Source organism: Polynucleobacter hallstattensis (assembly GCF_018881835.1).
Classification (GTDB): Bacteria; Pseudomonadota; Gammaproteobacteria; order Burkholderiales; family Burkholderiaceae; genus Polynucleobacter; species Polynucleobacter hallstattensis.
This window is the reverse complement of sequence record NZ_JACVPO010000001.1, coordinates 460,335-485,925: the sequence shown is the minus strand read 5'-3', so window position 1 is coordinate 485,925 and position 25,591 is coordinate 460,335. Positions and strand designations below refer to the sequence as shown.

General features: G+C 42.5%; 29 protein-coding genes. 23 read left to right on the top strand and 6 right to left on the bottom strand.

The genetic code is table 11. The features are described 5' to 3' along the window. Positions 1-59 precede the first annotated feature (59 nt). The 9 genes from ICN26_RS02505 (at position 60) to ICN26_RS02465 (ending at position 9,708) form a co-directional block, all read left to right on the top strand. The gene (locus ICN26_RS02505) at positions 60-833 is read left to right on the top strand and encodes a sulfite exporter TauE/SafE family protein (protein WP_216266616.1); all 774 of its coding nucleotides are present in this window, start codon (positions 60-62) and stop codon (positions 831-833) included. A 14-nt stretch (positions 834-847) separates the two neighbouring features. After that, a complete protein-coding gene (locus tag ICN26_RS02500; protein ID WP_216266614.1) occupies positions 848-1,165 on the top strand; it encodes a hypothetical protein in 318 nt (105 codons plus the stop codon). 49 nt (positions 1,166-1,214) lie between these two features. Then, positions 1,215-2,033, top strand: a complete 819-nt coding sequence (locus ICN26_RS02495; protein ID WP_216266612.1) for a peptidylprolyl isomerase — start codon at positions 1,215-1,217, stop codon at positions 2,031-2,033. A gap of 148 nt (positions 2,034-2,181) precedes the next feature. Then, complete coding sequence (locus tag ICN26_RS02490; protein ID WP_216266611.1) at positions 2,182-2,742, top strand: phasin family protein; 561 nt, start codon at positions 2,182-2,184, stop codon at positions 2,740-2,742. A 520-nt stretch (positions 2,743-3,262) separates the two neighbouring features. Beyond that, positions 3,263-4,471 (top strand): TolC family protein, encoded by a 1,209-nt coding sequence (locus ICN26_RS02485; RefSeq protein ID WP_216266609.1) that lies wholly within the window; start codon positions 3,263-3,265, stop codon positions 4,469-4,471. Then, complete coding sequence (locus ICN26_RS02480) at positions 4,468-5,814, top strand: efflux RND transporter periplasmic adaptor subunit (protein ID WP_216266607.1); 1,347 nt, start codon at positions 4,468-4,470, stop codon at positions 5,812-5,814. The genes ICN26_RS02485 and ICN26_RS02480 overlap by 4 nt, the downstream gene beginning before the upstream one ends. A gap of 5 nt (positions 5,815-5,819) precedes the next feature. After that, positions 5,820-8,915 (top strand): efflux RND transporter permease subunit, encoded by a 3,096-nt coding sequence (locus ICN26_RS02475; protein WP_216266605.1) that lies wholly within the window; start codon positions 5,820-5,822, stop codon positions 8,913-8,915. Continuing rightward, complete coding sequence (locus tag ICN26_RS02470; protein ID WP_216266603.1) at positions 8,912-9,235, top strand: P-II family nitrogen regulator; 324 nt, start codon at positions 8,912-8,914, stop codon at positions 9,233-9,235. The genes ICN26_RS02475 and ICN26_RS02470 overlap by 4 nt, the downstream gene beginning before the upstream one ends. Positions 9,236-9,318: 83 nt before the next feature. Beyond that, a complete protein-coding gene (locus ICN26_RS02465) occupies positions 9,319-9,708 on the top strand; it encodes a VOC family protein (RefSeq protein ID WP_439650720.1) in 390 nt (129 codons plus the stop codon). Here ICN26_RS02465 and ICN26_RS02460 read toward each other — a convergent pair. Beyond that, the gene (locus ICN26_RS02460) at positions 9,705-10,424 is read right to left on the bottom strand and encodes a haloacid dehalogenase type II (protein WP_216266600.1); all 720 of its coding nucleotides are present in this window, start codon (positions 10,422-10,424) and stop codon (positions 9,705-9,707) included. The genes ICN26_RS02465 and ICN26_RS02460 overlap by 4 nt on opposite strands. Positions 10,425-10,545: 121 nt before the next feature. Here ICN26_RS02460 and ICN26_RS02455 point away from each other — a divergent pair, with 121 nt between their 5' ends. Next, positions 10,546-13,446, top strand: a complete 2,901-nt coding sequence (locus tag ICN26_RS02455) for an FAD-binding and (Fe-S)-binding domain-containing protein (protein ID WP_216266598.1) — start codon at positions 10,546-10,548, stop codon at positions 13,444-13,446. A 160-nt stretch (positions 13,447-13,606) separates the two neighbouring features. Continuing rightward, the gene (locus ICN26_RS02450; protein WP_216266596.1) at positions 13,607-14,056 is read left to right on the top strand and encodes a bactofilin family protein; all 450 of its coding nucleotides are present in this window, start codon (positions 13,607-13,609) and stop codon (positions 14,054-14,056) included. A 68-nt stretch (positions 14,057-14,124) separates the two neighbouring features. Here ICN26_RS02450 and ICN26_RS02445 read toward each other — a convergent pair whose 3' ends face one another. Together ICN26_RS02445 and ICN26_RS02440 are read right to left on the bottom strand one after the other, a co-directional pair. Then, positions 14,125-14,529, bottom strand: coding sequence for a bactofilin family protein (locus ICN26_RS02445; protein WP_216266595.1), 405 nt, complete (start codon positions 14,527-14,529; stop codon positions 14,125-14,127). 104 nt (positions 14,530-14,633) lie between these two features. Then, entirely contained in the window at positions 14,634-14,945 is a 312-nt protein-coding gene (locus tag ICN26_RS02440; protein ID WP_216266593.1) for a hypothetical protein, read from the bottom strand. 225 nt (positions 14,946-15,170) lie between these two features. Between ICN26_RS02440 and ICN26_RS02435 the strand changes: the two genes are divergently transcribed. From ICN26_RS02435 to ICN26_RS02425, 3 genes are all read left to right on the top strand, one after another. Further along, positions 15,171-16,205 carry a helix-turn-helix domain-containing protein gene (locus ICN26_RS02435; protein WP_216266591.1) on the top strand — a complete coding sequence of 345 codons (1,035 nt, stop codon included), beginning with the start codon at positions 15,171-15,173 and terminating at the stop codon, positions 16,203-16,205. A 40-nt stretch (positions 16,206-16,245) separates the two neighbouring features. Beyond that, positions 16,246-16,713 (top strand): bactofilin family protein, encoded by a 468-nt coding sequence (locus ICN26_RS02430; RefSeq protein WP_216266589.1) that lies wholly within the window; start codon positions 16,246-16,248, stop codon positions 16,711-16,713. Between the two features lie 94 nt (positions 16,714-16,807). After that, positions 16,808-17,185: a hypothetical protein gene (locus ICN26_RS02425; RefSeq protein ID WP_216266587.1), complete on the top strand. Its 378-nt coding sequence runs from the start codon at positions 16,808-16,810 to the stop codon at positions 17,183-17,185. Here the strand turns inward: ICN26_RS02425 and ICN26_RS02420 are convergent, their stop codons facing one another. Further along, positions 17,186-17,560 (bottom strand): hypothetical protein, encoded by a 375-nt coding sequence (locus ICN26_RS02420; RefSeq protein WP_216266585.1) that lies wholly within the window; start codon positions 17,558-17,560, stop codon positions 17,186-17,188. 44 nt (positions 17,561-17,604) lie between these two features. Continuing rightward, positions 17,605-17,904 carry a hypothetical protein gene (locus tag ICN26_RS02415; protein ID WP_216266583.1) on the bottom strand — a complete coding sequence of 100 codons (300 nt, stop codon included), beginning with the start codon at positions 17,902-17,904 and terminating at the stop codon, positions 17,605-17,607. Positions 17,905-18,220: 316 nt separating this feature from the next. On the opposite strand from ICN26_RS02415, the gene ICN26_RS02410 reads away from it, so the two are divergent. The 3 genes from ICN26_RS02410 (at position 18,221) to ICN26_RS02400 (ending at position 20,052) form a co-directional block, all read left to right on the top strand. Beyond that, on the top strand, positions 18,221-18,733 hold the full coding sequence (locus tag ICN26_RS02410) for an Ivy family c-type lysozyme inhibitor (protein WP_216266580.1): 513 nt from the start codon (positions 18,221-18,223) through the stop codon (positions 18,731-18,733). Then, complete coding sequence (locus ICN26_RS02405; protein ID WP_216266579.1) at positions 18,733-19,191, top strand: hypothetical protein; 459 nt, start codon at positions 18,733-18,735, stop codon at positions 19,189-19,191. Before ICN26_RS02410 ends, ICN26_RS02405 begins: the two co-directional genes overlap by 1 nt. A gap of 84 nt (positions 19,192-19,275) precedes the next feature. Then, positions 19,276-20,052, top strand: a complete 777-nt coding sequence (locus ICN26_RS02400) for a GGDEF domain-containing protein (RefSeq protein ID WP_216266577.1) — start codon at positions 19,276-19,278, stop codon at positions 20,050-20,052. Between the two features lie 4 nt (positions 20,053-20,056). Here ICN26_RS02400 and rpoN read toward each other — a convergent pair whose 3' ends face one another. Next, on the bottom strand, positions 20,057-21,451 hold the full coding sequence (gene rpoN, locus ICN26_RS02395) for an RNA polymerase factor sigma-54 (protein ID WP_216266576.1): 1,395 nt from the start codon (positions 21,449-21,451) through the stop codon (positions 20,057-20,059). Between the two features lie 308 nt (positions 21,452-21,759). Here rpoN and ICN26_RS02390 point away from each other — a divergent pair, with 308 nt between their 5' ends. The 6 genes from ICN26_RS02390 (at position 21,760) to ICN26_RS02365 (ending at position 25,564) form a co-directional block, all read left to right on the top strand. After that, positions 21,760-21,942 carry a hypothetical protein gene (locus ICN26_RS02390; RefSeq protein WP_216266573.1) on the top strand — a complete coding sequence of 61 codons (183 nt, stop codon included), beginning with the start codon at positions 21,760-21,762 and terminating at the stop codon, positions 21,940-21,942. A 207-nt stretch (positions 21,943-22,149) separates the two neighbouring features. Further along, complete coding sequence (locus ICN26_RS02385; protein WP_216266571.1) at positions 22,150-22,503, top strand: surface-adhesin E family protein; 354 nt, start codon at positions 22,150-22,152, stop codon at positions 22,501-22,503. A 16-nt stretch (positions 22,504-22,519) separates the two neighbouring features. Continuing rightward, complete coding sequence (locus tag ICN26_RS02380; protein ID WP_215355904.1) at positions 22,520-23,281, top strand: PilZ domain-containing protein; 762 nt, start codon at positions 22,520-22,522, stop codon at positions 23,279-23,281. Between the two features lie 44 nt (positions 23,282-23,325). After that, positions 23,326-24,135 carry a hypothetical protein gene (locus tag ICN26_RS02375; protein WP_216266569.1) on the top strand — a complete coding sequence of 270 codons (810 nt, stop codon included), beginning with the start codon at positions 23,326-23,328 and terminating at the stop codon, positions 24,133-24,135. Between the two features lie 5 nt (positions 24,136-24,140). Beyond that, positions 24,141-25,160: a PDZ domain-containing protein gene (locus ICN26_RS02370; RefSeq protein WP_216266567.1), complete on the top strand. Its 1,020-nt coding sequence runs from the start codon at positions 24,141-24,143 to the stop codon at positions 25,158-25,160. Next, positions 25,157-25,564 carry a hypothetical protein gene (locus tag ICN26_RS02365; RefSeq protein ID WP_216266565.1) on the top strand — a complete coding sequence of 136 codons (408 nt, stop codon included), beginning with the start codon at positions 25,157-25,159 and terminating at the stop codon, positions 25,562-25,564. The genes ICN26_RS02370 and ICN26_RS02365 overlap by 4 nt, the downstream gene beginning before the upstream one ends. The last annotated feature ends 27 nt before the right edge of the window (positions 25,565-25,591 follow it).

Genomic DNA, 25,591 nt, shown 5'->3' with positions numbered 1-25,591 from the left:
GCTAAAAGCTTTTAGCCCTAAAATGAATTTCTACTGATTATGTATTTAGCAAACTCTTTATGATTTCTTTGTTTCAAGCCTTTGATGACCACTCTGTAGCCTTTTTTGTATTTGCGGCGATTAGTGTCATTGTTGTAGGAATATCTAAAAGTGGGTTTGGTGCAGGCTTAGGTGTACTTTCGCTTCCCCTGATGGCAAGTCAGTCGAGTATTCATGAGGCTTTAGCCATTCTTTTACCACTTCTGATTGCAATTGATTTGGTAGGATTAAGGCGATTTCTAAAAAATGCTGACTGGAGAATATTAAAGCTGATTTTATTGCCTGCTGCATTTGGCATGCTGTTGGGCTTCCTATTCTTCTCTGTTATTACCCCTAAAATTCTTTCTCTCTCAATTGGTATCTTCACTCTACTGTTTTTAATTCAAAGCCTAATCATGGCTCGCTTAGATCTGAAGCAGTCTAAGCCCCTGCCATGGCTTGGAAGATTGATGGGCGGCGTATCGGGCTTTACTTCTTTTGTTGCCCATATAGGTGGTCCACCAATCACGATCTATATGTTGAGTGAAAAAGTTTTACCTATCGTATACACCTCAACCTTGGGGATATTTTTCACTTGCATCAATGTTGGGAAATTGGTTCCTTATGCTTATCTTGACTTGCTGAACTTTAAGCAACTAGCTACTTCAATCCTGCTATTACCCTTGGTGCCAGTGGGTGTCTATTTAGGGTTTTATTTAGCTGGGAAGATTTCAGTAAAGTGGTATTACATCATCGTTCAAATTTTCTTGTTGATCGCGAGTATTAAATTAATTGCTGATGGCTTGCTAGCCTAAGCTAAGAAAGATTCATGAATATCGCCATGCGATTTAAAGCAATTGCTCTCTTTAGAATGACTCTCTGCTTTGTATTTCCAATGACTGTCGTTGCACAAATGTTCTCACCCTACACTCCCAAGCAAATCCAAGAGTTTAATAATCAGCCTATTGCCCCTGTGGAGACTCCTGCGGGCCCAGTTTACTTGGAGTCACCGCCTGTAAGTCAGAAACCGAATGTATCTATTAATTCTCGCTACATTAAAAATCCCGATGGTGAGGAGCAGACCGAAGCACAGGGCGCGGAGTCTGCTGTACCCTTTGAACCAATTCCTAGCACCTTCACCTTTTAATGACTGCTAACTGTTAAGATTGCTTCTAAATTTTAGAAAAGAGTTATTCATGAAACCCCATGCCATTTGTTTTTTTGTTAGTGCTTTGCTTGCAATTAGTTTTGTAGGCCCTTCATATGCCCAGGATGCGCTACCAGTCAATGCTGCTGCTTCTGTTAATGGCGTCATCATTTCGAACGATGCTGTTGAGCAAGGTATTCAGGCGGCATTATCTCAAGGTCAAAAGGATTCTCCAGATCTTCGTAAAGCAGTTCTAGGGAAAATGATTGAAATTTCTCTTTTATCGCAACAAGCCGAAAGAGATGGACTCGCAAATTCTGATCGGGCTAATAGTCAGCTGGCTCTGATTCGCCAAAATTATTTAGCAGATCTCGAGTTGTCCACTTATATGTCCAGAAATCCAGTGAGCGATGCTGATGTCCAAGCTGAGTACAACCGTGAGATTGCCACCCTAGGATCGCAGGGCATGATTGTGGAATATAAGGTGAGTGATATTGCTGTTGCTACTGAGGCTGACGCACTAGCTGCACTAGCCAGAATCAAAAAAGGTGAGTCCTTCGATAAAGTGGCTAAGAGTGTTTCGCTCGCGCCAAATAAGGTTCAAGGTGGGGCCGTAGGTTGGGTGCAAGCAGGACAGACTCTGCCACAGATTGCTACCGTATTAATAGGCTTGTCCAAGGGTCAGATTTCTCCGGCGCCGATTCAGATGCCCCAGGGCTGGTACTTAATTAAATTGGAGGATAAAAAATTTAGCAAGCCTCCAACATATGAGCAGGCTAAGGCAGCTATTCGTAATGGCTTGATGCAGAAAAAGCAGTTTGAATTCTTATCCCAATTACGTCAGGGTGCAAATATCGTCGTACGCTAAACCAGGGTAACTTAACTTACTTCACCAAAAAGGGCGCCTAAGGGTGCTCTTTTGCATTTTTGTCCGCCTCTAGTGGTATTTCTCTATCTCAATGCTGTTCATTCGGGAGTAGATTGAATCAATCACTAATTGAACTAGGGAGACGTTTATGAGTAAAAATCCATTTGATTTAGGCGGAATGGCAAATCAGACCAAAGGTATGAAGGCTGCTCAGGCGGTTGGCCAGGTAGCGCTAACTAGTGCTCAGGAGATTGCTCAATTAAATCAGCGTGCTGCTCAAGAGCTCTCCTCTCGAATGCAAGCCAAAGTAGCAGAGCTGATGAAAACGCAGGATCCTAAGGCAGTATTTGATTATGTCCATGCAGAGGTATTGCAGGATGCTGCTAAAGAGGTGGCCGAGTATCAGTCCAAGCTCTTTCAAGCCTTAGCAAGCGGAAATAAAGAGTTGTCAAAAATTGCTGAGGCAATGATCAAAGAGTCTCAACATGACTTAATTCATTTTGTGAATGAGGCAACACAAAATTCTCCTGCGGGTGCTGAGCCATACACCTCGATATTTAAAGCCTCCTTTAATAGCGCCCTTGAGAATTTTGAATTAATTCGAGCGGCCATGACAGGTTCATTTTCAAGCCTTGAGAAGAATATGACGAGCATGAATCAGTCTTCAGCTGGGCAGAAAACTGGCTCTGCACTAAAACCTCAAAAGTAATAGCGCTACTTGCATTAATAGGTTTTCGATGTAAACCTTTGATGGTTGGGGCTGCCATTAGGCCAATATCCAATCGAAAATGGCGCCATGAGTTTCTAACTGGCATCTCCGTTCATATTACCCATTTTCGAAACATGCCTATACATTGGTAAATCATGCTTAATTCAATATATTTGTCATAAGTATGATCTAATCAAAACTCACATATGGGGAGTAGCCTGCTCAGCTTTCTGAGTCTCTTATGCCGACAGTCCGACCCTTGGGTCCGGTATAAGAGTGAGTCAATATCAAGGCAAGACTATTTTAATTTTTATAAATGGTTATCCCGTGAATTTTCAGCGTACAAATTTGATTTTCCTGTTCAAAAATCATGCCCAGATCCCTAATCTGGGGAATTTCTCATATTTTTACGTCCACTAGGCTGGATAATGAGATATCGCACCTATTCTCTAAAGTTGTCGTAATGAATCGCCTAAGTTCTGCGCTGATCTTTGTGGTTTGCATCCTATGTATAGGAGGAGTGAGCGCACAAGGTCAAAAACCACTTTCACTCAATGAACTGATTGGAATGGCCTTAGAGTCCAGTCCTCAGGTACTAGGCGCAAGAGATCAATCTAAGGCGATTAAGGGACAACTCTCTTCGGCTCGCGCGATTCCAAATCCTGAGTTTGAAATGAACACTGGACAACAAAGGTCAGCAACTGGTCCGTTGACTACGGGTAATGTGTCATCGTGGTCAGTGACTCAGCCTCTAGACATGCCATATACCCGCTACCCTAGAGTCAATGCTGCCGAGGCGAATGTCCGTGCTGCAGAAGCTACCCGCATCGCTTTTGAAATCGAAATGATTTCAAGAGTACAGCAGCGTTTTTATGAATTGATGCGCCGTGATGCAGAATTAAAAGCTGCCGAAGAGGATTTGAGTCTGACAAAGCAAATTCGCGATCGCATGCAAATTCGTTATGACGTCGGTGATACCGCACGATTTGAATTGATTCGCGCGCAAACTGAATTTTTGAATGCGCAAATTAATACTGAATCAAGCAAGTTGAGGGTTGAGCAGGCCAAGGGCCAGCTTAGGCAGGTAGTGGGACATAGCTTGCCGCCGGACTATGAGGTACTTTCGCAACCTTTAAAGATGGAGCCATTACCTCCCTTACCGATACTACTCAGTGAGCTTAATGCGCAAAGCCCTGAGTTGCAGAAGGCAAAGGCGGAGGTTGAGGCATCTGAGTCAAAACTGAGTTTTGAGCAGAACTCTCGCTTACCTCGACTCTCCATTAAAGCCCAGCAATATAACGACCCTAACTTTACTGATCGCCTTTATGGCTTAGTGGTAAGTATTCCTATTTGGGATTTTAAGGGTGGTCAGATAGCGGAGGCAGAGGCTAATGCTTCCAAAGCTAGGAACCAATTAAATGCCCAAAGTCAAAGTCTGGAGCAGCAGTTAGAGACTGCTTATAAGCTTTACCAAATGACAAGTTATCAGGTAAAAATATTGGATCAAGAGGTTGTTCAGTTGGCTTCAAGTGCAAGACGGATTGCTGAAGTTTCTTACCGTTATGGTGAGCGCGGCATGCTCGAGTATTTGGATGCGCAAAGAACATTTAGAGTGGCTCGTAATGATTTGATCAAGGCTCGCTTTGATTTAGCTTCAGTTGTTACTGAGATTCAGCGTTTAAGAGCAACCCCAGAGTGGATTGCAAAAATTGAGAGTGGAAAGCAATGAAGCAAGAGTTCACAGCAATGACGGATCAGTTAAAGGCTTGGTATACCCAATACTTGGCGATTGCAAAAGTCTATGTACAAGAATGGATCGCTGTTGTTATCAAAACCCAAAACGATCTATATGTACTGACTCATGAGTGGTTTACCGCCCATTTGCCTCGGGTAGCTCAGCAATATGATAAGAGTCCTCAGTGGACTCAAAAAAGCCTTTTTTATCTCCCGTGGTTTTGTTTGTTTTTGATCATCCTCAATTACTTCAACGTATTTGATCGCAGTCCAAGTATCAAATCTGTTCAAGATCCTAATGTGGTGATCGTGAATACTGACTTACGCAATATGATTACCGACGGACGTATCTATACCGGCACCTTTGTTGAGGAGCTGCGTGCATCCGGCCGTGTTGATTTCAATGAACTATTTCTGTCGCGTATTGGGGCAAATGTCACGGGTCGTGTGTCCGATATTTTGGCGATACCGGGACAGCGTGTTAAGCAGGGTGATATTTTGGCAAAAATTACTTCAACTGAATTGACCCAATCTCAGCTGTCTTACTTAAAGGCAAAGAGTGCTAGTCAGCTGGCTGATCAAGCCGCTAATCGTGCCAGAATTTTATACAAAGAGGATGTAATTGCCTTAGCAGAGCTACAAAGACGCGAAGCTGAAGCCAGCAGTGCAAAGGCAGAGTTTCGAGCCACGAACGACCAATTACGCGTTCAGGGAATGGATCAACCTAGCATTGATCGTTTGGCTAAATCAGGTGTGATTGAATCAATCAATAATGTCATCGCAACCATCCCTGGTGAAATTGTTGAGCGCAAAATTAATAAGGGGCAGGTAGTTCAACCTGCTGATGCTTTATTTACAGTTGCTGACTTAAGTACTCTTTGGGCTGTTGCGGAGATTCCAGAGAGTAATGCCTACCTTATTCATAAGGGTCAGAAAGTAACCCTAGTTATTCCGGCCTTAAGAAATGCATCAATTGAGGGTGTGGTTGCCCATGTAGATTCAATCGTCAATCCGCAAACACGCACTGTAGTCGTCAGAATGGAAGTGCCTAATAAAGATAGTCTTATTAAGCCAGGCATGTTGGCAACCATGATGATTGAGAGCCAGCCTACTGAGCGATTACTAGTTCCCTCTAGCGCGGTGATTCGTGAAGATAATCATGATCACGTATTTATTCGTGAGGATGAAGATACCTATCGGATGGTCACGGTTAAATTAGGTCCAGAGGGCAAGGGTTATCGCCCAGTCATTTCCGGCTTGAAGGATGGTCAGGAAATCGCTGTTAATGGTGCCTTCCACTTAAACACGGAACGCAAGAGACAGTTGAGTGGTGGTTAGTCACGATGATTGAAAAAATTGTTCGCCTCTCACTACAACAGCGTTTATTAGTTGTCATCATTGCACTGGTGTTGTTTGTTGCAGGTTTACTGGCAACAAAACGATTATCGGTCGATGCTTTCCCTGATGTTACTAACGTTCAAATTCAGATTGCAGCCGAGGCTCCAGGCCGATCCCCAGAAGAGGTTGAGCGTTTTGTCACGGTGCCGATTGAGTTGAGTATGACGGGCTTGCCCGGCTTAACTGAGATGCGCTCACTTAATCGTAATGGCCTATCAGTGATTACATTGGTATTTACGGAAAAGACCGATCTCTATTTTGCAAGGCAACTTGTTACAGAGCGTTTGATTGAGGTAGCTTCTGCAATGCCAGTTGGTATCACTCCTGTAATGGCGCCGCCGTCGACAGGTTTAGGAGAAATCTATCAATACACGCTAGATCATCCCTCGGATGGCGATAGGCAGTTGACAGTTGAGGAGCTTGAGGAGCGTCGTACGATTCAGGATTGGGTTGTTCGACCGATGTTACGTTCAATTTCTGGTGTTGCAGAGATTAATACGCAAGGCGGTTATGCACGCGAGTACCAGGTCTTAGTCAATCCTGAAAGATTGCGTCACTATCAAGTGGGTCTTCGAGATATCTATGAAGCGCTTGCCAGAAACAATGCTAATTCCGGCGGTGGGCAGTTACCTACTTATGCAGAGCGCTATCTCATACGTGGCGTGGGACTCATTACTAAACCCGAAGATATTGGAAAAATTATTCTCAAGGAAGTAAAGGGCATTCCGGTCTATGTAAAGAACGTAGCTGAAGTTACTATTGGTAGCGAAATTCGGCAGGGAGCTGCCATTAAGAATGGCTATACCGAGAGTGTTGCTGGGATCATTCAAATGATCCGTGGTGGTAACGCGCGCGAAGTGGTTAATCGTATTAAGCTCAAAGTGGCCGAGATTAATGAGGGCAAGTTATTACCTGACGGACTGCAAATCGTGCCGTTTTACGATCGCACAGATCTTGTCAATGCGGCGATGTTTAATGTCGCCAAAGTATTGATTGAAGGCGTCATTCTCGTAGTCATTCTGCTATTTTTATTCTTAGGCGATGTTCGTTCATCTCTCATTGTGGTGGCAACTTTAATTTTGACGCCGCTATTAACCTTTTTGGTGATGAATCGGTATGGCATCTCTGCTAACTTAATGTCCCTTGGTGGTCTCGCGATTGCGATTGGCATTATGGTGGATGGATCTGTAGTGGTTGTAGAAAACACCTTTGCAAAGCTAGGTGAAAGACTCAAAATGGGTGAGTCGAAGATTCGTATTATTTTGGAGGCTGCTACTGAGGTTGGTACTCCAGTGCTGTTTGGTGTTGGCATCATTATTTTGGTTTTCATGCCACTTCTCTCCTTAGAGGGTATGGAAGGAAAAATGTTTGCGCCAATGGCGATTACGATTGCCATCGCATTAACCATCTCCCTTATTCTTTCATTTACCTTGTCACCAGTCTTGTGCTCTTACGTTCTGAAAGGTGGAAGTGAAGATGACACAAAAATTGTGGCTCGTTTGCGCACCCCATATGAGCGCTGGTTGCATTGGTGTCTTGCCAATCCCAAGTTGGTTGTTAAAAGATCTGTAATGGGGTTAGTTGCCAGCATCATTGGATTTGCTCTTCTCGGAAAAGCCTTTATTCCAGTGATGCAAGAAGGCTCTATTACGCCAGTCATCGTACGCGCACCGAATATTTCTTTGGATGAATCTATCAAGCTGGAGTTTGAGGCTATCAAACGCATCATGACCATTCCAGACGTGAAGATGGCGGTATCTCGTTTAGGTAAGGGTGAGTCTCCCGCAGATCCAGGTCAGCCTAATGAATCCGATCCGATCGTGACCCTAAAGCCTATAGGCGATCGTAAGTTTAGTCAGGAAGAAATCGCTCAGCAGATCCGTGACAAGCTAAAGACTCTGCCGGGTATCGAGCTCTCTATTTCCCAGCCTATCGCAGCACGTGTTGATGAGATGGTCTCTGGAGTTCGATCACAGGTAGCCATCAAAATTTTTGGAGATGATCTAGTTACGCTGCAAAAGATTGGCGGTCAAATTAGTCAGATTTTGACCAAAATGAAAGGTAGTAATGACTTGCGTATAGAGCAGGCTTCTGGACAAAATTACTTAAACATCACTATTAATCGTGATGCAATTGCCCGCTACGGTATTAATGTTTCTGATGTAAATGATGTGATTGAAACTGCTATTGGTGGTAAGCAAGCTAGCATTGTGTATGAAGGCGAGAGAAGATTTCCCTTGCTGCTACGTTATCCAGCTCCTTACCGAGATAACGTAGATGCAATCAGCAATATTATTTTGCATTCTCCAGATGGTGCTCAGGTGCTCATGCGCGATCTAGCGGATATCTCTATTGTCGATGGTCCGGCACAAATTTCTCGAGAGTCTGGCAAGCGACGCTTAGTGGTAGGTGTGAATGTTGATGGGCGAGACCTAGGTGGCTTTGTTACAGAAGCGCAAGAGCTCATTGCCAAACAGGTGGAGCTTCCACAAGGCTATTCACTGCAGTGGGGCGGCCAGTTTGAAAATATGCAACGGGCGATGGCGCGTTTGATGATCATTATTCCGCTAACAATCTTGGCGATCTATTTCCTGCTCTTTATGCTCTTCAAGTCATTACGCCTAGCTGGATTGATTATTTTGGTCTTACCGTTCGCCTCGATTGGTGGTGTATTTGGTTTATTTATATCCGGAGAGTATCTATCCGTACCAGCTGCAGTTGGGTTTATTAACCTCTGGGGTATTGCAGTGCTCAATGGTGTGGTGCTAATCTCCTTCATTAAGCAATTACGTGAAGATGGTTACTCCATGGAAGATGCGCTATTGCATGGTTGTGGACATCGCTTTAGGCCAGTCATGATGACTGCCTCAGTCGCTATGTTGGCTTTAGTGCCAATGCTATTTTCTGGAGGCCCAGGCTCCGAGGTAACGCGTCCGCTAGCAGCCGTGGTGATCTCGGGTCTAATTACCTCAACCGCATTAACATTGCTAGTACTCCCTGTCTTATATAGATGGTTTGAAGATAAAGAGGTGGAAGCATGATGGAAGTGAAGGCGGTTATTCGCCCAAATAAGTTGGCTGCTCTCCGAACAGCGTTATTGGAAACCTCAGGCTTTCCAGGGATGACTGTGACTAAGGTTGAAGGCTGTAGTGCTCCCAATCGCACAGCCAAATTTAATATTAAAGATGAGTTAACCGACTACTCGGCAAAAGTGAAGATTGAAATCGTTTGTAACGATGAGATTGCAGAAGTCCTGATGGACCGTATTGTGACTATTTGCCAAACAGGTCAGGTAGGGGACGGTGTTGTTTGGTGCACTGATGTTCCGAAGGCTTTCTTCATCTCTAAGACTTCTGTATAGCTATCCTCTTAAATTCTTCGGTATGATGTTTTGGGTAAGTTGTTAAATTATTGCCCATCATCTTGGAGATTGTTTTGAAAAATATCATCGACCGTATTGATCATCTTGTTCTGACCGTAACTGATATTGAGGTTACGACCCAGTGGTATGAAAAAGCATTGGGCTTTGAGCGCGAGTTTTTTACTGGCCCCGAAGGGCAGCCGCGTTATTCATTGCGTTTTGGACAGTTAAAAATCAATCTTCAGGATAAAGATACTGAAACACCTACAAAGGCTAAAGTGCCCACGATTGGTTCGGGAGACTTTTGTTTGATCTCAGCAATTCCTTTGGATGACTTTATCGCGCATCTGCAAAAGCATGCTGTTGCTATTGATGTTGGGCCTGTACCAAGACGAGGTGCGCTTGGACCCATTCGTTCGGTCTACTTGCGTGACCCAGACAATAATCTCGTTGAGGTTGCTGAATACGTCTAGTGTTGATCTGGATCTGATACGCCTAACTGGCGCGCAAGATCCAGAAAGTCTTTTGCATGGTAGTTGGTAAATTGCTCCACATGCAGATCATTCCGTATATGATTTTTACCAAACTCCAGCGGGCGCTCAATAAAGGCCGTTTGTAATCCACAGGCGTGAGCAGACTCCAAGTCATCCTTGTGTGCGGCAACCAACATCACTTCTTCGGCGGAAAGATTGAAGATCTCCGCTACCCCCAAATAGGTTTCGGGGTCTGGTTTGTAGTGACGGAACACTTCAGCTGAAAGAATTAAGTCCCAAGGCAAGCCAGCATTTTTTGCCATATTGGCCAATAAGCCCATATTGCCATTTGAGAGAGTGACGATCGTGAACTGACGTTTCAGCTGGTGTAGACCTTCGACAGCCTCAGGCCAAGGATTGAGTCGATGCCAAACGAGGTTGAGATGTTGTATTTGACTTTCAGATAAAGAGTGGACTTTAAATGCCTTAAGAACATCAATGAGGATCATGTGATGGAGATCATCAATTTTGGTCCAAGGCAGTTCACCAGAGCGTACCCGAGCCATAGCCGGCCTATAACCTTGGCGCCAGGCTGTAGTAAATGCATCAGGATCAACCGGAAGTCCTAGGCGACTGACCTCATTGGCTATGGAGCCATGCCAGTCAACCACTGTGCCAAATACATCAAATGCCAGTACCTTAGGTGCTTTATTCATGAGGAAGATTCTTGCCTGCTATGGGGCTTTTGTCAAACAAGCGGCCCACACAGAAATTGCTGGGAGTTGATAAAATGACCAATGCCCTCAAAGGGGTCATTGCATCTAACAAGGATTGAATATGGGTGGTATTTCTCAGTGGGAGCAGCTCAACGTTGAGCTCACAGCAGCTCTTGGAAGTTCTGTTCATTTCGACACAGCCCATCAGGCGGTTTATGCGTCAGAGGCTTCTAATTACCGTCAAATTCCGATTGGGGTTGTTACCCCGAAAAATACTGAAGAATTTATCAAGGGTATCGAGATTTGTCATCGCAACAAGGCTCCGGTACTCATGCGTGGTGCCGGCACCTCCATGAATGGCCAGACTGTTAATAATGCAGTGGTTTTTGATATCTCGAAGTACTGCAACCATATTCTTGCTCTAGACCCAGTGGCTGGTAATGCCGTTGTAGAGCCTGGAGTCATTTGTGATTCACTGCGTGATGCTGCTGAGTTGCATGGTTTAACTTTTGCGCCAGATCCGTCTACGCATAGCCGTTGTACATTAGGTGGCATGGTTGCTAATAATTCTTGTGGCGCCCATTCGGTGATGGCCGGCAAGACACTGGAAAATACTGAAGCCTTAGAAATTCTGACTTATGATGGTGAGCATTTTTGGGTTGGCCCAACATCTGATCAAGAGTTACAAGAAATCATTACTGCCGGTGGGCGTAAAGGTCAGATCTATCAAGATTTGCTGACCTTACGTGAGCGCTATGCTGATCTCATTCGTGCGCGTTTCCCGAACATTAAGCGTCGCGTCTCTGGTTATAACTTAGATCAGCTCTTGCCAGAAAATGGATTTAACGTTGCGAAGGCTTTGGTCGGGACTGAAGGGACCTGTGCATTAACGCTCGCTGCTAAGGTGAGATTAGTAAAGAGCCCTGCTAAACGCGTTGTGTTGGTATTGGGGTTTGAGGATATTTATGTAGCAGGTGATGCTGTACCCGAGTATCAATCTTTTAACCCCATTGCAATCGAAGGCCTAGATTACAAAATCATCCGCGGTTTGCAAGAGCGTAATTTAGCAAAAGCGGAGATCGACTTATTACCAGCTGGAAATGCTTGGGTAGTTGTAGAGTTCGGTGACGATACGATTGAGGGCGCAATTGCTCAGGCTGAAAAAGCGCAGGAGTATTTCAAAGCAAGAACTAAGGGCCCAATACCATCAACTTGGTTGGAGTCTGATCCATTAGTACAAAAGCGTATTTGGTCGATTCGTGAAAATGGTGCATCTGCTACTCATTTATCCATTGATCCAAATTCTCCTGACCCAGTAGTGGGATGGGAGGATGCTGCGGTTGATCCGGCCCGCTTAGGTGAGTACTTACGAGCTTTCCAGAAATTAGTGGACTCATACGAGTATGAAACTTCGCTCTATGGACACTTTGGTGATGGGTGTATTCATGCGCGTATTACTTTTAACTTTCGATCTGCAGAAGGTGTTGCCAAATTTAGATCCTTTATTCGTGACGCGGCAACCTTAGTGGTTGCATTTGGTGGCTCACTTACAGGCGAGCACGGTGATGGTCAGGCCAGAGCAGAATTTCTCCCCATCATGTTTGGTGAAGAGTTGATGGGCGCGATGCATGAGTTCAAGCGCATCTGGGATCCTCAAAATAAACTCAATCCTGGCAAGGTGGTTCACCCTTACCGCGTAGATGAGAATCTGCGCATGGGACCGGAATACAAAATCGTCAATATCAAGACGCGCCTGAATTTCTTGAGCCAAGAGGGCAATGGCTTTCAGAGAGCGGTTGAGCGGTGCGTTGGTATGGGTAAGTGCCGCAGTGAAAAAGTAGGCACGATGTGCCCAAGTTATCGCGCTACAAAAGAAGAGCGTTTCTCTACTCGTGGACGTTCACGACTCTTTTGGGAAATGATTCAGGGCGAAGTCATTCAAGATGGCTGGGAAAGTAAGGAGCTTAAAGAAGCTTTAGATACCTGCCTCTCCTGTAAGGGCTGCAAGAGTGACTGTCCAGCACACGTTGACATGGCTTCCTATAAGGCCGAGTTCTTATCCCATTATCACGAGACCAATAGCAGGCCTCGTCAAGCTTTGACTATGGGCCGCATTGGCGATTGGGCGCCGCTGGCAAGCAAGTTCTCTTGGCTGATGAATGGCATCATGCAAACGCCCGTCATCTCTAGTCTTGCTAAATGGGTTGGTGGCATAGCGCAAGAGCGTAGTCTGCCTAAGTTTGCCAGTCAGTCATTTAGGAAGCAATTTAAGCCATCAAAGAATGCCAGTATTGGTCAGAAGAAAGTCATTCTTTGGGTGGATACATTCTGCGAGCATTTTCATCCAGAGGTTGCCAATGCAGCAGTTGAAGTACTTGCTCATGCAGGCTTCGAAGCAACCTTGCCAAAAACACCTTTATGCTGCGGCCGTCCTTTATATGACTTTGGTTATCTGGATCTTGCCAAGCAAAAGCTAGAGAAAATTCTGGATGCAATCGGCAGTGAGATTAATGAAAGCCCTAATTCTCCGATCGCAGTCGTTGGCCTTGAACCAGGCTGCATGTCGGTATTTAAGGATGAATTACTGAAGTTTTTCCCAAATGATCCACGGGCAACTCTTTTGGCATCGAGTAGCTATTTATTAGGAGATTTCTTGCATGAGCAAGGCTATACTCCTCCACCCCTAGACTGCAATATCTTGGTCCACTCACATTGCCATCAGAAATCACTATTTGGTACTAAGGGTGACGTAGCACTGTTGACTGCTTTGGGTGCAAAAGCAAACTTCATTGATAGCGGTTGCTGCGGTATGGCAGGTTCATTTGGATTTAATCCAGAGCATATCGGAATATCCAAAGCGGTTGGCGAGCTCGTTTTGCTGCCAGCAATTCGGGCTGCCGAGCAAGAGACTATCATTCTGACTAATGGCTTTAGCTGTCGAGAGCAAATTGAGCAAGAGACGGGTCGCAAGGTTAAACATTTGGCAGAGTTACTGCAAATGGCGCACCAATCTGAATTATAGTTAGTGGATACTCACTTTCCACTCGTATATTCAAAAAATCACTGAGATCAGTATTTAAATTCCCTAAAGACAGTCTAGATACAGATAAAATAGTCGTCCGGCGGGAATATCGAAGTATGCAGCTTATTGCGTAATTGCATGATAGTTAAAGGAATAAAGAATGGTCTTCAAAAAAACACAGTCTATTAAGTTTTTACAGCCCACAATGGAGTCCTTTGAAACAATAGTTGGGCCAGCTACCGAGGTTCATGGGCGAATTGTTGCGAATGAAAGCTTACGTATTGATGGTCGCGTAGTTGGGAATATAGAATCACGCCAAGGAAAAAACGTGAGTATTGCTCTCGGACGCACTGGCATGGTGCAAGGCGACATTAATGCTTTTAGGGTACTAGTTGCGGGTCGAGTGGAGGGTAATATTTATGCCACCGAGCGCGTGGAGTTGCATGAGGGGGCTGAAGTGCGCGGAGATATTACTTACGGCCAACTCGGAATCGAGCATGGTGCTAAGTTAAACGGTTTAATGATTTCCAAAGGCAGTGAAGAACCAGAGGGGGCAACGGATTCAACCGCAATTTTCCAGGCAAATTGGAATAAAATCAAAAGTCAATGATTGCTTAATACCTGCTCTTGGCGCTCAAAAGATCCCTACAAGAGGGGATCTTTTATCTATAAGCTGTATTAATCGATATCGCTAATCTCATCTTTCGGATGGATATCAGTTTCAGTTAGAGGTTGTCTGACTGAAGGTATGGGGGCATCGATCAGGCGTAGCTCACCACTAAGCTTCGCTCCTTTTTCTACGCTCATTTCTGCATATTGTGTAAGACCAGTAATTTTTGCACTGGATCGAACGTTCAAATGATTGGTGACATTGAGGCCTTGGGTAACTTCACCGCGAACCTCGACAACTTCCGCATTGATTCTGCCGTTAACAATTCCTGAGGTATCAACCAAAACTTCTTTAGTGTTCAACTCACCCTCTACAAGGCCTGCAACCACTGCCATTTCTGGTACCTCAAAGGTGCCCCTAACAATGACCCCTTCGCCTACAAAAAGTGATCCTCTAGGATTGTTATCAGCCATCATATTTCCTGAATAAGTGAGTACGTGCTAATAATATAACAATACCAACAAATTGGGAAAAGCCTCAGAGGAGTATGCCGCTAAGTGAATTTTTAAAATACAACTTAATCCTTGGCGCTTGTAGGTATGGATAGTTCGGCAAACTGATCCTTTAGGTTCTTAAGAGTAAGGATTTTGCTCTCAATTATGGGGAGTTGCGTCTGAATTGTCTGGATTTTCTGCTGATAAATGAGCTCTAAGTCATCCATCTCCTTACGAGAAATGACCCCCCCCATTTGTTTTGCCATTTCGGGATTAAAGCGAATTGCCACCCTAAAGCCAAAAAAATGGATACTCATGCCAATCAGAATAAATACGCTAAAGGATAAAAGCGCAATCTTAATAACGGTTTTACGGGTGATTTTTATCTGCTTCATAGATGAAGTAGACCCAGAAATCCAAATTAACTGCATTTTTTGCCCTCAAATTATCTTGAAGCGATTCTAGCATTAAGAAGCATTTACATTATTCGTTCTAATAGGCTTTTCTAATGATAATTTGATACTATGCTCTTTAATGTAGTTTTGCTTTCCAGGGAATATGAGATGTCTTGGATTTTCAAGATAATTTGTGCGTTGCAATAATATAATGGCGTTACAACAATGCGGCCTCACAAGCACGATGCACAACTAGAAATTATTGGCTCAGTATTAAAAGATGCTAGAGAGAGAAAAAATCTAGCCAGGGCAGAGTTTGCCAACTTATGTTGTTTGTCCACCAAAATGATTTTGGAGTTGGAAGAGGGTGGCATGAGCTCTTTCTACACATTTGAATTAAAGATCGCCACCGCTAAGCGAGTTGGTCGAGTGTTGGAGCTAGATGAAGCATCTTATTTGATAGATCCCAGAGCCACAGAATCTGCTGACGACACTTTAGATGCGCCAATTGAAGAACAAGAAATTTCTGCCCCTAAAAAAATTGAGGTAGGCGGAACTGATTCAGGCCCAAAGAATCCCCCGCTAAAAAACGAGACCATATCTCTCTTAGAGCTCGCAAATCCTCAGGTTCTTAATCTGGAGGAATCACTGAATCATGTTGATAGAAAACAGGGGTTTAAGTTCAGCACTGCTGGGGCTAGTGTTGTAACAATAAGAGCGATGGTAATCCTGTTTAGTTTTTCAGTGCTGACGGGCGCTATTTATGGGTTAAATGAACGGTTCAACATCATCAATTTAGCTATTGAACTGGTGAACCCCCCGCAGAAGGCCATGCTAGCTAATGATGCTCAGGATGTAAAAGTTGATGAAGATTTAGCTCTTAAGTCCGATGGTTCTGATACTTCGGTTAAATCGCCAGAAACTCAGCCAGCTCAAGCGCTTCTGAGCACTCCTAGTGAACAATGCCCATATAAACAGGAAGCGCAATTACCTAGCTATCAATCTCCCAATCCCTCTAAAAAGGGAGATACTGTAAATATTAAATCTCTTATTAATCAAGCCATTTGTGTTGTGGATAATTCTGGGAAACAAACTGTTGTTAATTTAGAGTCAAATACTTCTTATGCATTTCGGGGCACCTCCCCATTTGTGGTGATTACTCAGGACTTAGATAGCGTTGAAATGTATTTCCAGGGTTGGAGAGTTCGCTCACCAAGTGCAGGCGCAAAGCAGATTAAATTATTGGAAGTTTCGCTATAAAGTTTGATAAGCTAAAAGAAGCAAAAATTGAGGCGTACAAATGTTTGAATTTTCTAAAAAAAGTAATCCCAATACAGATGCTCAACTGACGTATTTAACTACAGTTGGAGCTGGTTCTATTATGAAGGGCGACTTTATTCATAGTGGAAACATGCTTTTGTTAGGGCATTTAATTGGCGATATTTCCCAGACTGAGGAAGAGGGCTCTGGTAATGGCCATACCGCCGTAATCGGATCCACCGGATTCTTATTGGGGAACATTTACAGCCCACATGCGATCATTATTGGAAGAATTGAGGGTTCGGTATTTGCAAAAGGACGCGTTGAAATTTATCCCGGAGCTGTAGTGATTGGAGATGTTACTTATGCGCAGATTAATGTGCATCCAGACGCCAAGGTCAACGGTAATCTCAGGTGTTTATTGCCGGATGCCGCTGAGCAAAAAAATCTCTCTTTAAACAATGAAGAAATGCCGAGCAATGTTGTTCTATTGGCTAAAGCAGAATGATATTAAATTTCAATGTAGCCGTTGGATCAATCATCTGCAGCCAATAAGTGCTCTCATAACCTTAAAGTGTTGATACAAGAGGGTACCCATTCAAATGAAAATTCCCTACATCCTTTTGGCCAGCTTCGTTTTATTAGTAGCTTTGGCAGGACTTTTTTATAAGTACTACACTCGGGATTTGCCTGAATGTAAGGATGAATATATTCAGATATTGTTAAACCAAAAGATTCGAAATCACGAGGATTTGATTCAAGAATCACGCACATTGGCTTTTAATGATATTGCAGAATTGTCACATCGCAATGGGGTGCGCATATGCTCTACTAATCTTCTCACCAGCCAAGGTATCTATTCGATAGGCTATCAGGTAGTCAACCCAGAGATGGGGCAAGAAACAATCTGGAAGCGCTTAATGGGCCCTACTGATTATTCAGTCAAGATTGAATATGTTAGGAAAACAGAACGAGACTAGTTATTTGGGGTAAGTGACGTTCTTTTGGAAATCTTCAGTTTTCCAGCTTTTACTTAAATCTCCCGTTGGTCCATAGACAACAAATGTGTATAAGACTCCGACGATTAATCCGGCAATCAAGCCTATTTTAAGGATTGAGTAATCACGTTTCTCCGGAACTATTTTGCTAGTAGGGGGTGGTTTATGTGAGGAGAAATATTCTGGAAATGCTGTTTCTAAAGTAGCGCGTGCTTTTTTAATATGCTGGTAAACATGCTCCTCACTTTCGCCTTGTTCTAAACCAAGCGCAGCATTTTCATAAGATTTACTCGCAGACTCTAAAAGTTTTGCAATATGTGCATAGCTTTTTTGGCGATTCGTTGTATCAGGCGTCATGACGAGGTTTGATTTCTTTCATCCGAGTAGCTTATTACAAATATTTATAGAAAAAATCTGCTCACTATGTACAAAGTTATTCCTGCAGCAAATACATAGGCTATAGACTTCACTAAGGTTTTTTCTATAGTATTTTCAATAGTTTTCTCAATGCCATCTTTTAGATTTTTATTGTGAGCAATTTCCTCGGAAATAATATTTTTAATATTCCAAAGATCTTTTCGGATAACGTTTAAGCTCTCATCTAATTTTTGATCTTTTTGCTGCAAAAGAGCGCTAATGGTCGAAAGATGTTTGTTCACTTCTTTTAGCTCAGTAACAGCAGATTCATCTAGATTACTCATATTTGCTCAACACTAGAGATAATTTATTTTCGGCATTTTCTAATCTTATCTGCTGACTTAAACCTTGAGGCGGAATAAGGCATTGATTTGATAAATATGGCTTCATAGTAGGTGATTATTAGAAAAAAGTCGAATTTGCTTGGGGTTTGCAGAGCTTCATTGTGTTTTTCAGCTTTCTTTTAGGGGTCTCAAAAGATTTGCTTTATAGTGTTACGCTAATAATAGCAAATTCAATTTGCAGGATGATCAACTAGATATCGCCTGGACTATGCCCAAACAACCAATATCCATTGCTGCAAAAATAAGGAAGTTGGTGATGAATATCACCAAGTGGATTCTTTATGTATTGATCATCCTTGTTTTGGCCTACGCTTCTTTCAAAGTTTGGGAATATAAGGGCGAATATGAGAAAGAAAAAACAGCAAAAATCCTTGCCAAAGAACAAGAAATAGAATTTGATGATTTGAGAAAAAACTTAGCAACTTACGCCCCTTTATTGGTTGGTAGCCCTTCCTCAGTATTGACAACGCGTGCAAATGGAAAATTCATTCTTGCCTATATGCTTGGGGCAGAGATTGAAGCATTTCAAAATGCATTTGAGGAAAGTATGCCTATCATCTATGTAGGCAGTCAAATACTGGGGGCTGGTTGTAAAAAGTCAGATTGCGAGGAATCTAGCGCTGCTTTTGTAATTGAGCCTGCCAATGGAAAAGTATATCTAGCCCTTAGAAAAAATGGGGAGTTAACTTTTTATGGGCTAGAGGATAGTAAAACTATTCCTTTAGCTTTTGAGAGGTGGCAAGGCTTTAAGAAAGCTGGGGTGCAGTGATGAAATTTGTCATAAGCTTTTTACTCTTGTCATTGTGGGTGACGATCGTCCCTGCTAAATCTTCGCAAGAACCCCAATCCCTGAAGTCCAATTTACAAAAACCTGAACCAAAGGCGGCAAACGATAAAGATATTATTTTGAGTAAAAATACTCAAAGTACCCTGTATTTGTTGTCAGGCTGGGGAAAGGCCGAGGGGCCTTATGTTTGGTTTACTGTTTCCGCACATTTCAATGAAAATCAAGTTGCCCCAAATAGTCAAAATTTCAATCTATTTAGTGCAAGTGGCGCCCTTGATTGCAAGGAAAACACTACGTTTTATTATCTAATTTCTTACATGTACTTTGATCCTAAAACAAAAAAGCTCAACGAAATTTACTCTGAGAAAAATAAATCCAACGTCATGAAAATTGAATCCACTACCACGGAGTCAGACATCAAGAAGATTGTTTGCAATTAAGTTAGATATTGATTCATTTAGGATGAGTATGTAGATCGCCCATCCTCTGCTGTAAAGTTTGGCTACCTAATATAGAGAGTTGAAATGGGCAGAGACCAAAAAAAAATTGTTGTTGACAATGCTATTACTAAAGAAACAGGTCGTAATCGCAACGCCCCCAATGTAAGCGAAGCATTGGATGCTGATGATCCAATTCAAGTAGCTGAGCATTTTTCAAACTTAGTTGCTAAGCTACAGCAGCTTGTAAAAACTGTAGATCAAAATGATTTATTAAAATATTTTCATCGAGATAGTAATGCAACAGCTATTGAGCGTCGAGTGTTGGATCTGATGATTTATGGCGAAGAGTTTGACACCAAAACCAGGCATGACCATTTAACTGGCTTATTGGAGCGGACTAGTTTCTTGGAAAAACTTAATTATGTTTTATCGAAGCCTCTTAAGCACACTAATTTAACGGCAATAATCTTTGTCGATTTAGATGACTTTAAGGCAATCAATGATCAGTACGGTCATGGCGCTGGAGACGAGGTGATATCAATCATCGGCAGACGGATCTCTGCATCCATTCGCGCGCAGGATTTAGCCTGTCGTTGGGGTGGTGATGAGTTTGTTTTAGCGTTACAAGATATCACTAACAAAGATTTAGTCAGTCAATTAGCCAATCGTTTGCTAACAGCAATCTCGCAACCTATTCAGCCTAGATCTAAAGAACCATTGCAGTTACTGCTGGGTGCAAGTATTGGTATCGCAATCATGGATGATATGAGTCTCAGTTCGATGGATTTAGTTGAAAGGGCTGATAAAGCAATGTACCTTGCTAAAAATGCTGGGAAGAATTACATTGAGTTTTATTCTTAAGGGTTTATTTTTTTCGAAGGTGCACTGCTGGAATACGCATCCCTTCTCGATATTTGGCTACCGTTCGCCTAGCAATTTCATAGCCTTGATCACCCAGTAACTTAGCAATTCTGCTATCAGAGATAGGCTTTATCGCTGATTCTTCTTGGATAATTCGCTTAATTAGTTCCTGAATTGCAGTTGAGGAAATTGCGACACCTTTATCAGAATTTAATTGGCTACTGAAAAAGTATTTGAATTCAAAAATACCTAGCGGACAAGATAAATATTTTTGTGTCGTCACTCTCGAAATTGTTGATTCATGCATTTCTAAAGTTTCTGCTATTTCACGAAGAACAAGTGGCTTCATTCCAATTGCACCCATGGAAAAAAACTTTTGCTGGTGTTTGACTATTTCATTTGCTACTCTGAGGATCGTATCTTCTCTCTGAGCAATATTTTTGATAAGCCAACTTGCTTCTAGAATTTTTTGTTTTAAGACTCCATCAGCTTTTCCTTGCCCGCTCTCTTTCAGTATTTTGGCGTACTCACTATTGAGAGAAATACGTGGCCTAGCATTGGGGTTTGATTCGACAACCCATAAGTTATTTATGGATTTGACCACTACATCAGGCAGAATCCATTGGTCGTTCTCACGGTCAAAGTAAGCGCCTGGATTGTGTTGCAAGCTGCGTATAAGCTCTACTGCTTTGAGGACTTCCGCTTCAGTTTTGTTGCTAGCCTGTTTGATCTTGAGCCAATCTTTTGAGCCAACCTTGTTTAAATGGGTATTGACAATATATTTGGCTAGCTCCCATGCCGATTGATCGTGGGTGGGTTTTTCCAAAATACGATCAATTTGCAGTGAGAGACATTCCGCTAAATTGCGTCCACCAATGCCGGGCGGATCAAGTGATTGCAGTTTTTTTAGTGCAGACTCTATTAGATAAAGCGTGCTTGATTCTGGACTATCAAGCTCATTTTTGATCTCAGCATGAATTGACTCGAGATCATCGATTAGGTAACCTCTGTCGTCCAGACAGCCTGCAAGATAGGTAATGATCAACCGCTCTTGCGGGTCGACATGAAGGAGATGAATTTGCTCCTCGACATACTCTAAAAGGGTTTGTTGATGAGCTATGCGCTCAAAGCGCTCTGCCCAGTCGTCGTCGTCGTCCTGCGATGCTCTATTGCTTGAGGTCCATGAGTTTTGTGTCTGTTCAACCCGTTCAGAAGATTGTGAGACATTAAACTCAATTTCTGGATTAGGCTCAAACTCCAGTAAGGGGTTATCTTCGGCGGCCTTTGCTAATTCCTGCTCTAGTTCGTTATTGGATAACTGCAATAACCGGATTGTTTGTTGCAGTTGAGGTGTTAGGGTGACCTGCTGACTTACTCTAGTATTAAGCGAAATAGCCATTTTTATATTTTCTTGTGGTTCGCTAGTGAAAATTCTATCGTTGCTGACCTAACTCAACGTTGTAAAAGAGGGTTTTTGGAGGCATTCGGCTCATATAATTAGTCTAAATGTGATCTGTTTCTCGGTTGCAAGAGTAGAGTGCAATCAACTACGATCATTCTAACCATTTATAATAAAAAATCTATATAAATTAAAGGGTTAAGAATCTTTTTGGACCTTTTAATGCAATCTAGGTTAGATTAATCTAAGCAAACATGGCAAACTTACCGTAGTAAGGAGTCAATAGACTATATAAAGCATTTCATATTATGGAAAATCCTGTCATTACAGAGCACCGTATACGTGGTGATCGCTTTTACACCATAGAAAAAAACAACAAAATCGCTTTTTACACAACTAATATTGCGGCTGCACGCTATTGGGTCAAGAATGTGACCGACAAGGAGTCTCTTGCTATTGAGGAATCCTCAGAAGGTAAGTCTGATGGGTAATGAATGGCATGCAATTGATGTTTATTTGGGGCTAATTTAGGATTATTCCGAAATCCCCCCAAAAAGAGGAAAAAGTCTCCCGGGCAGCTTAATTAGCCCATAACTCCGTATAATAATCCATTCATTTGGCTTATTTACATGATTTATTACCACCCCCTTTTTTTTACCTTTGTTTTGCTTTTAGGCCCATTGGGGTCAAGCTTTGCAATGACTCAGGCCGAAAATGACATGGTCACAGTTTTGGACAAAAGAGGGTATTCCATTGCTTACTATAAAAGCTCTATTAAGGCATTGCCTCCAGAGTCAAAAAAGGTGTGGATTATTACCAATCGTCAAAAAATAGATGAGCCCACGAAACAACGCATTGGATCAGTGCGCAGCAATATTTTATTCAATTGTAAATATATGACTTACTCCACCTTGGCTACCATTCAATACTCCGAACCAAATGCACAGGGTAAGAAGGTTTTACAAACAGAGACTGGCTTCAACTTGGCGGATGATCCAGTGCCCGAGGAAAGCGCTCTGGCAATCATACAAAAACAAGTCTGCAATCCTTAACTTAATTCCAATCTATATGCCTATCATTACCTATCTCCCCGAATTAATTGAAAAAATAGATCCTCAATTCCACATAGAGCACTCGGCTATTGCTAAAACCATGCTCCGAGAGATTAGTAAAACCCCATTGGCAGGGGTGCATGCCATTGATGGATCTGGCTCAGAGTTTGCGGTAACTGTCCTTGATATTTATAAAGGATTACTCGTGATGAAGCCGGAGACCGAGCCTCCTAGGGGGCTCAGCAGCATTATTGGCACTAGTCAGATTGTTGTAGCCTGCAATGAAAACTCAAAGATGCAGTTTCTGTCTAGTGACTTTAGGATGCATGAAGATGGTAGTTTGATAACCTGCGCACTGCCGCAAGATCTTATTGTGATCCAGCGTCGTAAAGAGTTTAGGACATTGGGGCCTAGTGATGAGCAGTTTAATTTCGTTTTGTCACTGGGGGCTGGTCAAGAATTGCTGGCAAGAGTGAGTGATATTTCTGATCATGGTATTTTGCTAGATATTCGTTTGGGCGCAACAGAGGTTGAAGTGGGGCGATATTGGCATTCAGGATACTTTGAGCGCCAAAAGTCCCGCTCAGGTGGTATTGACTTAATTATCCGAAATGTGCGACCTGGTAAGGCGCTTGATCGAATTCGAGCGGGTTGCGAGTTGTACAACCCTAGCAAGAATGCACTCAAAGATTTTGAGTCCACTAGAAATGCCATTGAAAATGCCCGTGTACAAGGACGCTTAAATCGTTGGTATGCGTCGGCTAGTTGGTGTGAATAATCACAGTGTTTGCACCCTAATTTTATGAAGCTAAAGGCATGAGCTTGTTTACTAATCTTACAAGTGGAAAATTGATCATGATCCTCAGTGTGATCATGCTTATTCCACTGATGTATTTTTTTATTCGTGATTTTTACAGCAAAGTGGTTGATGAGGTAAAAAATACCGGCCATTCTGTTCCAGTTGAACCTATCATGGTGACAAGCTTAAATAAGACAAACCAGCTTGAAGAAGTAATCAATCAAAAGATTGCTAATATGAAGTTAGATTTAATGGCTGAGCGCTTGCGCATTACTTCCACAGCTGATGTCTTAAAAAACCTTGCATTTGAGCGACATCTCCCAGAAACTCTCTATCAAATTTATTTTGAGACCAGAGCTTTTCCTCGAAAAAACGTAGAAGCTCAACAAACAGATTTGGAATGGCATGCCAAAGCAGGTATTACAGAGCTTAAGGTAGAGCCGATGCCATTAGATGATGGCACTGTTATTCAATTCACTTTGCAGAATTACCCCTACACGCTTAGCGCTATCAATCATCGCTTTGCGAGAACCTATTTTGTTGAGTTGACTCTACGAGATGTTGATGGCACTCGCTTATTCGTAGTGCGTATTAAGGCCAATGAATTAACTGGCAGAGAGATTTTGGAAACAGCCATAATTGAAATGAAATCCGGTGAGTGGATAGATGATCTTGCTAGTTGCCGCCTATTGATGGATAAGCGCAAGACTGAGGTTCAGTTAATGGCTGAGCATCGTGAAGTAGAGATGTTAAAAAAGCGTTTTATTTTAAATAGCGCTAGCGATAAGCTTGTTGCAAGTAAAGTTAATACTAAGCCGCGCAAAGGTGAATGATCATTGTGACTGAAAAAATGACTTTCTACTCACAAAAAAATATCTATTTTTGGTTTTTAACCTTTTCTGGATTCCTGTTTGCGGTCTCTTTATTGGTGCTACTTGGGGCTGCAAATGATTTATCAGAATCTTCTTCTGAGTTAAAGCAGCTTAAAGTTGCGATGCCAGTAATAGAGGATTTTGTTGCAACTCAAAAAATTGATGTTCGCCTCAATAAAAATCAGCGCCGCTTAAAGCCTAGCGATATTCCAAAATTAGTCGATGGTGCAATTATTCCAGTAAATACAGATGAGGCGGTGAATCGTGCTTTTCAATTTTTTTCTGAATTTGAAAACAAACGTTCTGCATCATTGCTTGCACTTGAATTGCCCACTGTAGAGTCAATTGAACTTGGCTCACCTGCTGAGGCAGCAGGCATAAAACCGGGCGATTTAATCTTATCTGTTAATGCAACAAAGATTGAATCTGCCTTAGGTTTTTATCTTGCATTGAACGAAAAAATTTCCGCGGATGTAAACGTTAAATTATTGAGAAATAAAAAAGATAGTTTGACAGTTGTAATGCGCATGGCAGATAGGTCGACAATCACGGGAAGTAATTGTGGGATTAAATTTACCCTTCCTGGTGATGTTATCTACCTGACAGAAGTTGAGACCAAGCGACTTGCAGAGCTATATCGTCGGGATATATTGTCAACGATCCCGGTAGATTGGAGGGCCGAAGTATCTAATGATCTGATGCAAATTGCTAGACGCCTTAATGCTATTGCAAAAAACGTGATTGATCCAGCCGGTGTAAACCCAGTCAGAATACAAACCAAAGATGTAGTTATTTGGCATGGTAAAAAGGTTACAGAAAACATTGATATTTACTTTTCCCAGAGACGTAAGATTGAAGCTAAAAATGTCTCTTATATGACGGGGATCGGGGATGCATTTGTTGGTTTTGTGTGCAGCGTGCTCATTTTCGCTGTGGCACTTGCCATATTTTGGTATCAACGTCGTGAATCAGGAAAAAAGTCATGACAACATTACCAATGCAAGATTACTGGTTAGGAATGCGGATTAATGGTGGTCGTTATGCAATTTCAACAAAATTAATACAGGCTGTTTTTTTACACCCTGAGTCCGAGCAGATGATAAAAGATCTGCGTATTAATGGTGTCGTAGTCTATAAGGGCGAACCTATTTGTTTACGTAATCATTTTCAATTACTGCGCTTTGATCAGCGTGGAGATAGTTTTGTAGATTGGCAGCAGGTCCTAAAGCAGTCTAGTGCACCTTGGATCATTGTGCTGAGAAATGGCCCTCAAGAAGGTTTGGGTTTTAGGGTCAATAACATTGTTGGACCTTTTTACGCTGAGACGATACCTGATTCTTCATTCTTTTATCACAACGGCGCTGATTATCATTTGGTAGGGGTCTCTTAAGGCCGATATGCAGATCAGTCACTTAAT

Excerpts from the sequence above, each read along its gene's own strand:
- ICN26_RS02420 (WP_216266585.1), bottom strand. The coding sequence starts at position 17,560 with ATGACGCCTGATACAACGAATCGCCAAAAAAGCTATGCACATATTGCA.
- ICN26_RS02410 (WP_216266580.1), top strand. The coding sequence starts at position 18,221 with ATGAATATCACCAAGTGGATTCTTTATGTATTGATCATCCTTGTTTTG.
- ICN26_RS02455 (WP_216266598.1), top strand. The coding sequence starts at position 10,546 with ATGGGTGGTATTTCTCAGTGGGAGCAGCTCAACGTTGAGCTCACAGCA.
- ICN26_RS02440 (WP_216266593.1), bottom strand. The coding sequence starts at position 14,945 with ATGAAGCAGATAAAAATCACCCGTAAAACCGTTATTAAGATTGCGCTT.
- ICN26_RS02390 (WP_216266573.1), top strand. The coding sequence starts at position 21,760 with ATGGAAAATCCTGTCATTACAGAGCACCGTATACGTGGTGATCGCTTT.
- ICN26_RS02400 (WP_216266577.1), top strand. The coding sequence starts at position 19,276 with ATGGGCAGAGACCAAAAAAAAATTGTTGTTGACAATGCTATTACTAAA.
- ICN26_RS02470 (WP_216266603.1), top strand. The coding sequence starts at position 8,912 with ATGATGGAAGTGAAGGCGGTTATTCGCCCAAATAAGTTGGCTGCTCTC.
- ICN26_RS02435 (WP_216266591.1), top strand. The coding sequence starts at position 15,171 with ATGCGGCCTCACAAGCACGATGCACAACTAGAAATTATTGGCTCAGTA.
- ICN26_RS02495 (WP_216266612.1), top strand. The coding sequence starts at position 1,215 with ATGAAACCCCATGCCATTTGTTTTTTTGTTAGTGCTTTGCTTGCAATT.
- ICN26_RS02365 (WP_216266565.1), top strand. The coding sequence starts at position 25,157 with ATGACAACATTACCAATGCAAGATTACTGGTTAGGAATGCGGATTAAT.
- ICN26_RS02385 (WP_216266571.1), top strand. The coding sequence starts at position 22,150 with ATGACTCAGGCCGAAAATGACATGGTCACAGTTTTGGACAAAAGAGGG.
- ICN26_RS02460 (WP_216266600.1), bottom strand. The coding sequence starts at position 10,424 with ATGAATAAAGCACCTAAGGTACTGGCATTTGATGTATTTGGCACAGTG.
- ICN26_RS02445 (WP_216266595.1), bottom strand. The coding sequence starts at position 14,529 with ATGGCTGATAACAATCCTAGAGGATCACTTTTTGTAGGCGAAGGGGTC.
- ICN26_RS02405 (WP_216266579.1), top strand. The coding sequence starts at position 18,733 with ATGAAATTTGTCATAAGCTTTTTACTCTTGTCATTGTGGGTGACGATC.
- ICN26_RS02475 (WP_216266605.1), top strand. The coding sequence starts at position 5,820 with ATGATTGAAAAAATTGTTCGCCTCTCACTACAACAGCGTTTATTAGTT.
- ICN26_RS02430 (WP_216266589.1), top strand. The coding sequence starts at position 16,246 with ATGTTTGAATTTTCTAAAAAAAGTAATCCCAATACAGATGCTCAACTG.
- ICN26_RS02505 (WP_216266616.1), top strand. The coding sequence starts at position 60 with ATGATTTCTTTGTTTCAAGCCTTTGATGACCACTCTGTAGCCTTTTTT.
- rpoN (WP_216266576.1), bottom strand. The coding sequence starts at position 21,451 with ATGGCTATTTCGCTTAATACTAGAGTAAGTCAGCAGGTCACCCTAACA.
- ICN26_RS02450 (WP_216266596.1), top strand. The coding sequence starts at position 13,607 with ATGGTCTTCAAAAAAACACAGTCTATTAAGTTTTTACAGCCCACAATG.
- ICN26_RS02490 (WP_216266611.1), top strand. The coding sequence starts at position 2,182 with ATGAGTAAAAATCCATTTGATTTAGGCGGAATGGCAAATCAGACCAAA.
- ICN26_RS02500 (WP_216266614.1), top strand. The coding sequence starts at position 848 with ATGAATATCGCCATGCGATTTAAAGCAATTGCTCTCTTTAGAATGACT.
- ICN26_RS02480 (WP_216266607.1), top strand. The coding sequence starts at position 4,468 with ATGAAGCAAGAGTTCACAGCAATGACGGATCAGTTAAAGGCTTGGTAT.
- ICN26_RS02425 (WP_216266587.1), top strand. The coding sequence starts at position 16,808 with ATGAAAATTCCCTACATCCTTTTGGCCAGCTTCGTTTTATTAGTAGCT.
- ICN26_RS02380 (WP_215355904.1), top strand. The coding sequence starts at position 22,520 with ATGCCTATCATTACCTATCTCCCCGAATTAATTGAAAAAATAGATCCT.
- ICN26_RS02415 (WP_216266583.1), bottom strand. The coding sequence starts at position 17,904 with ATGAGTAATCTAGATGAATCTGCTGTTACTGAGCTAAAAGAAGTGAAC.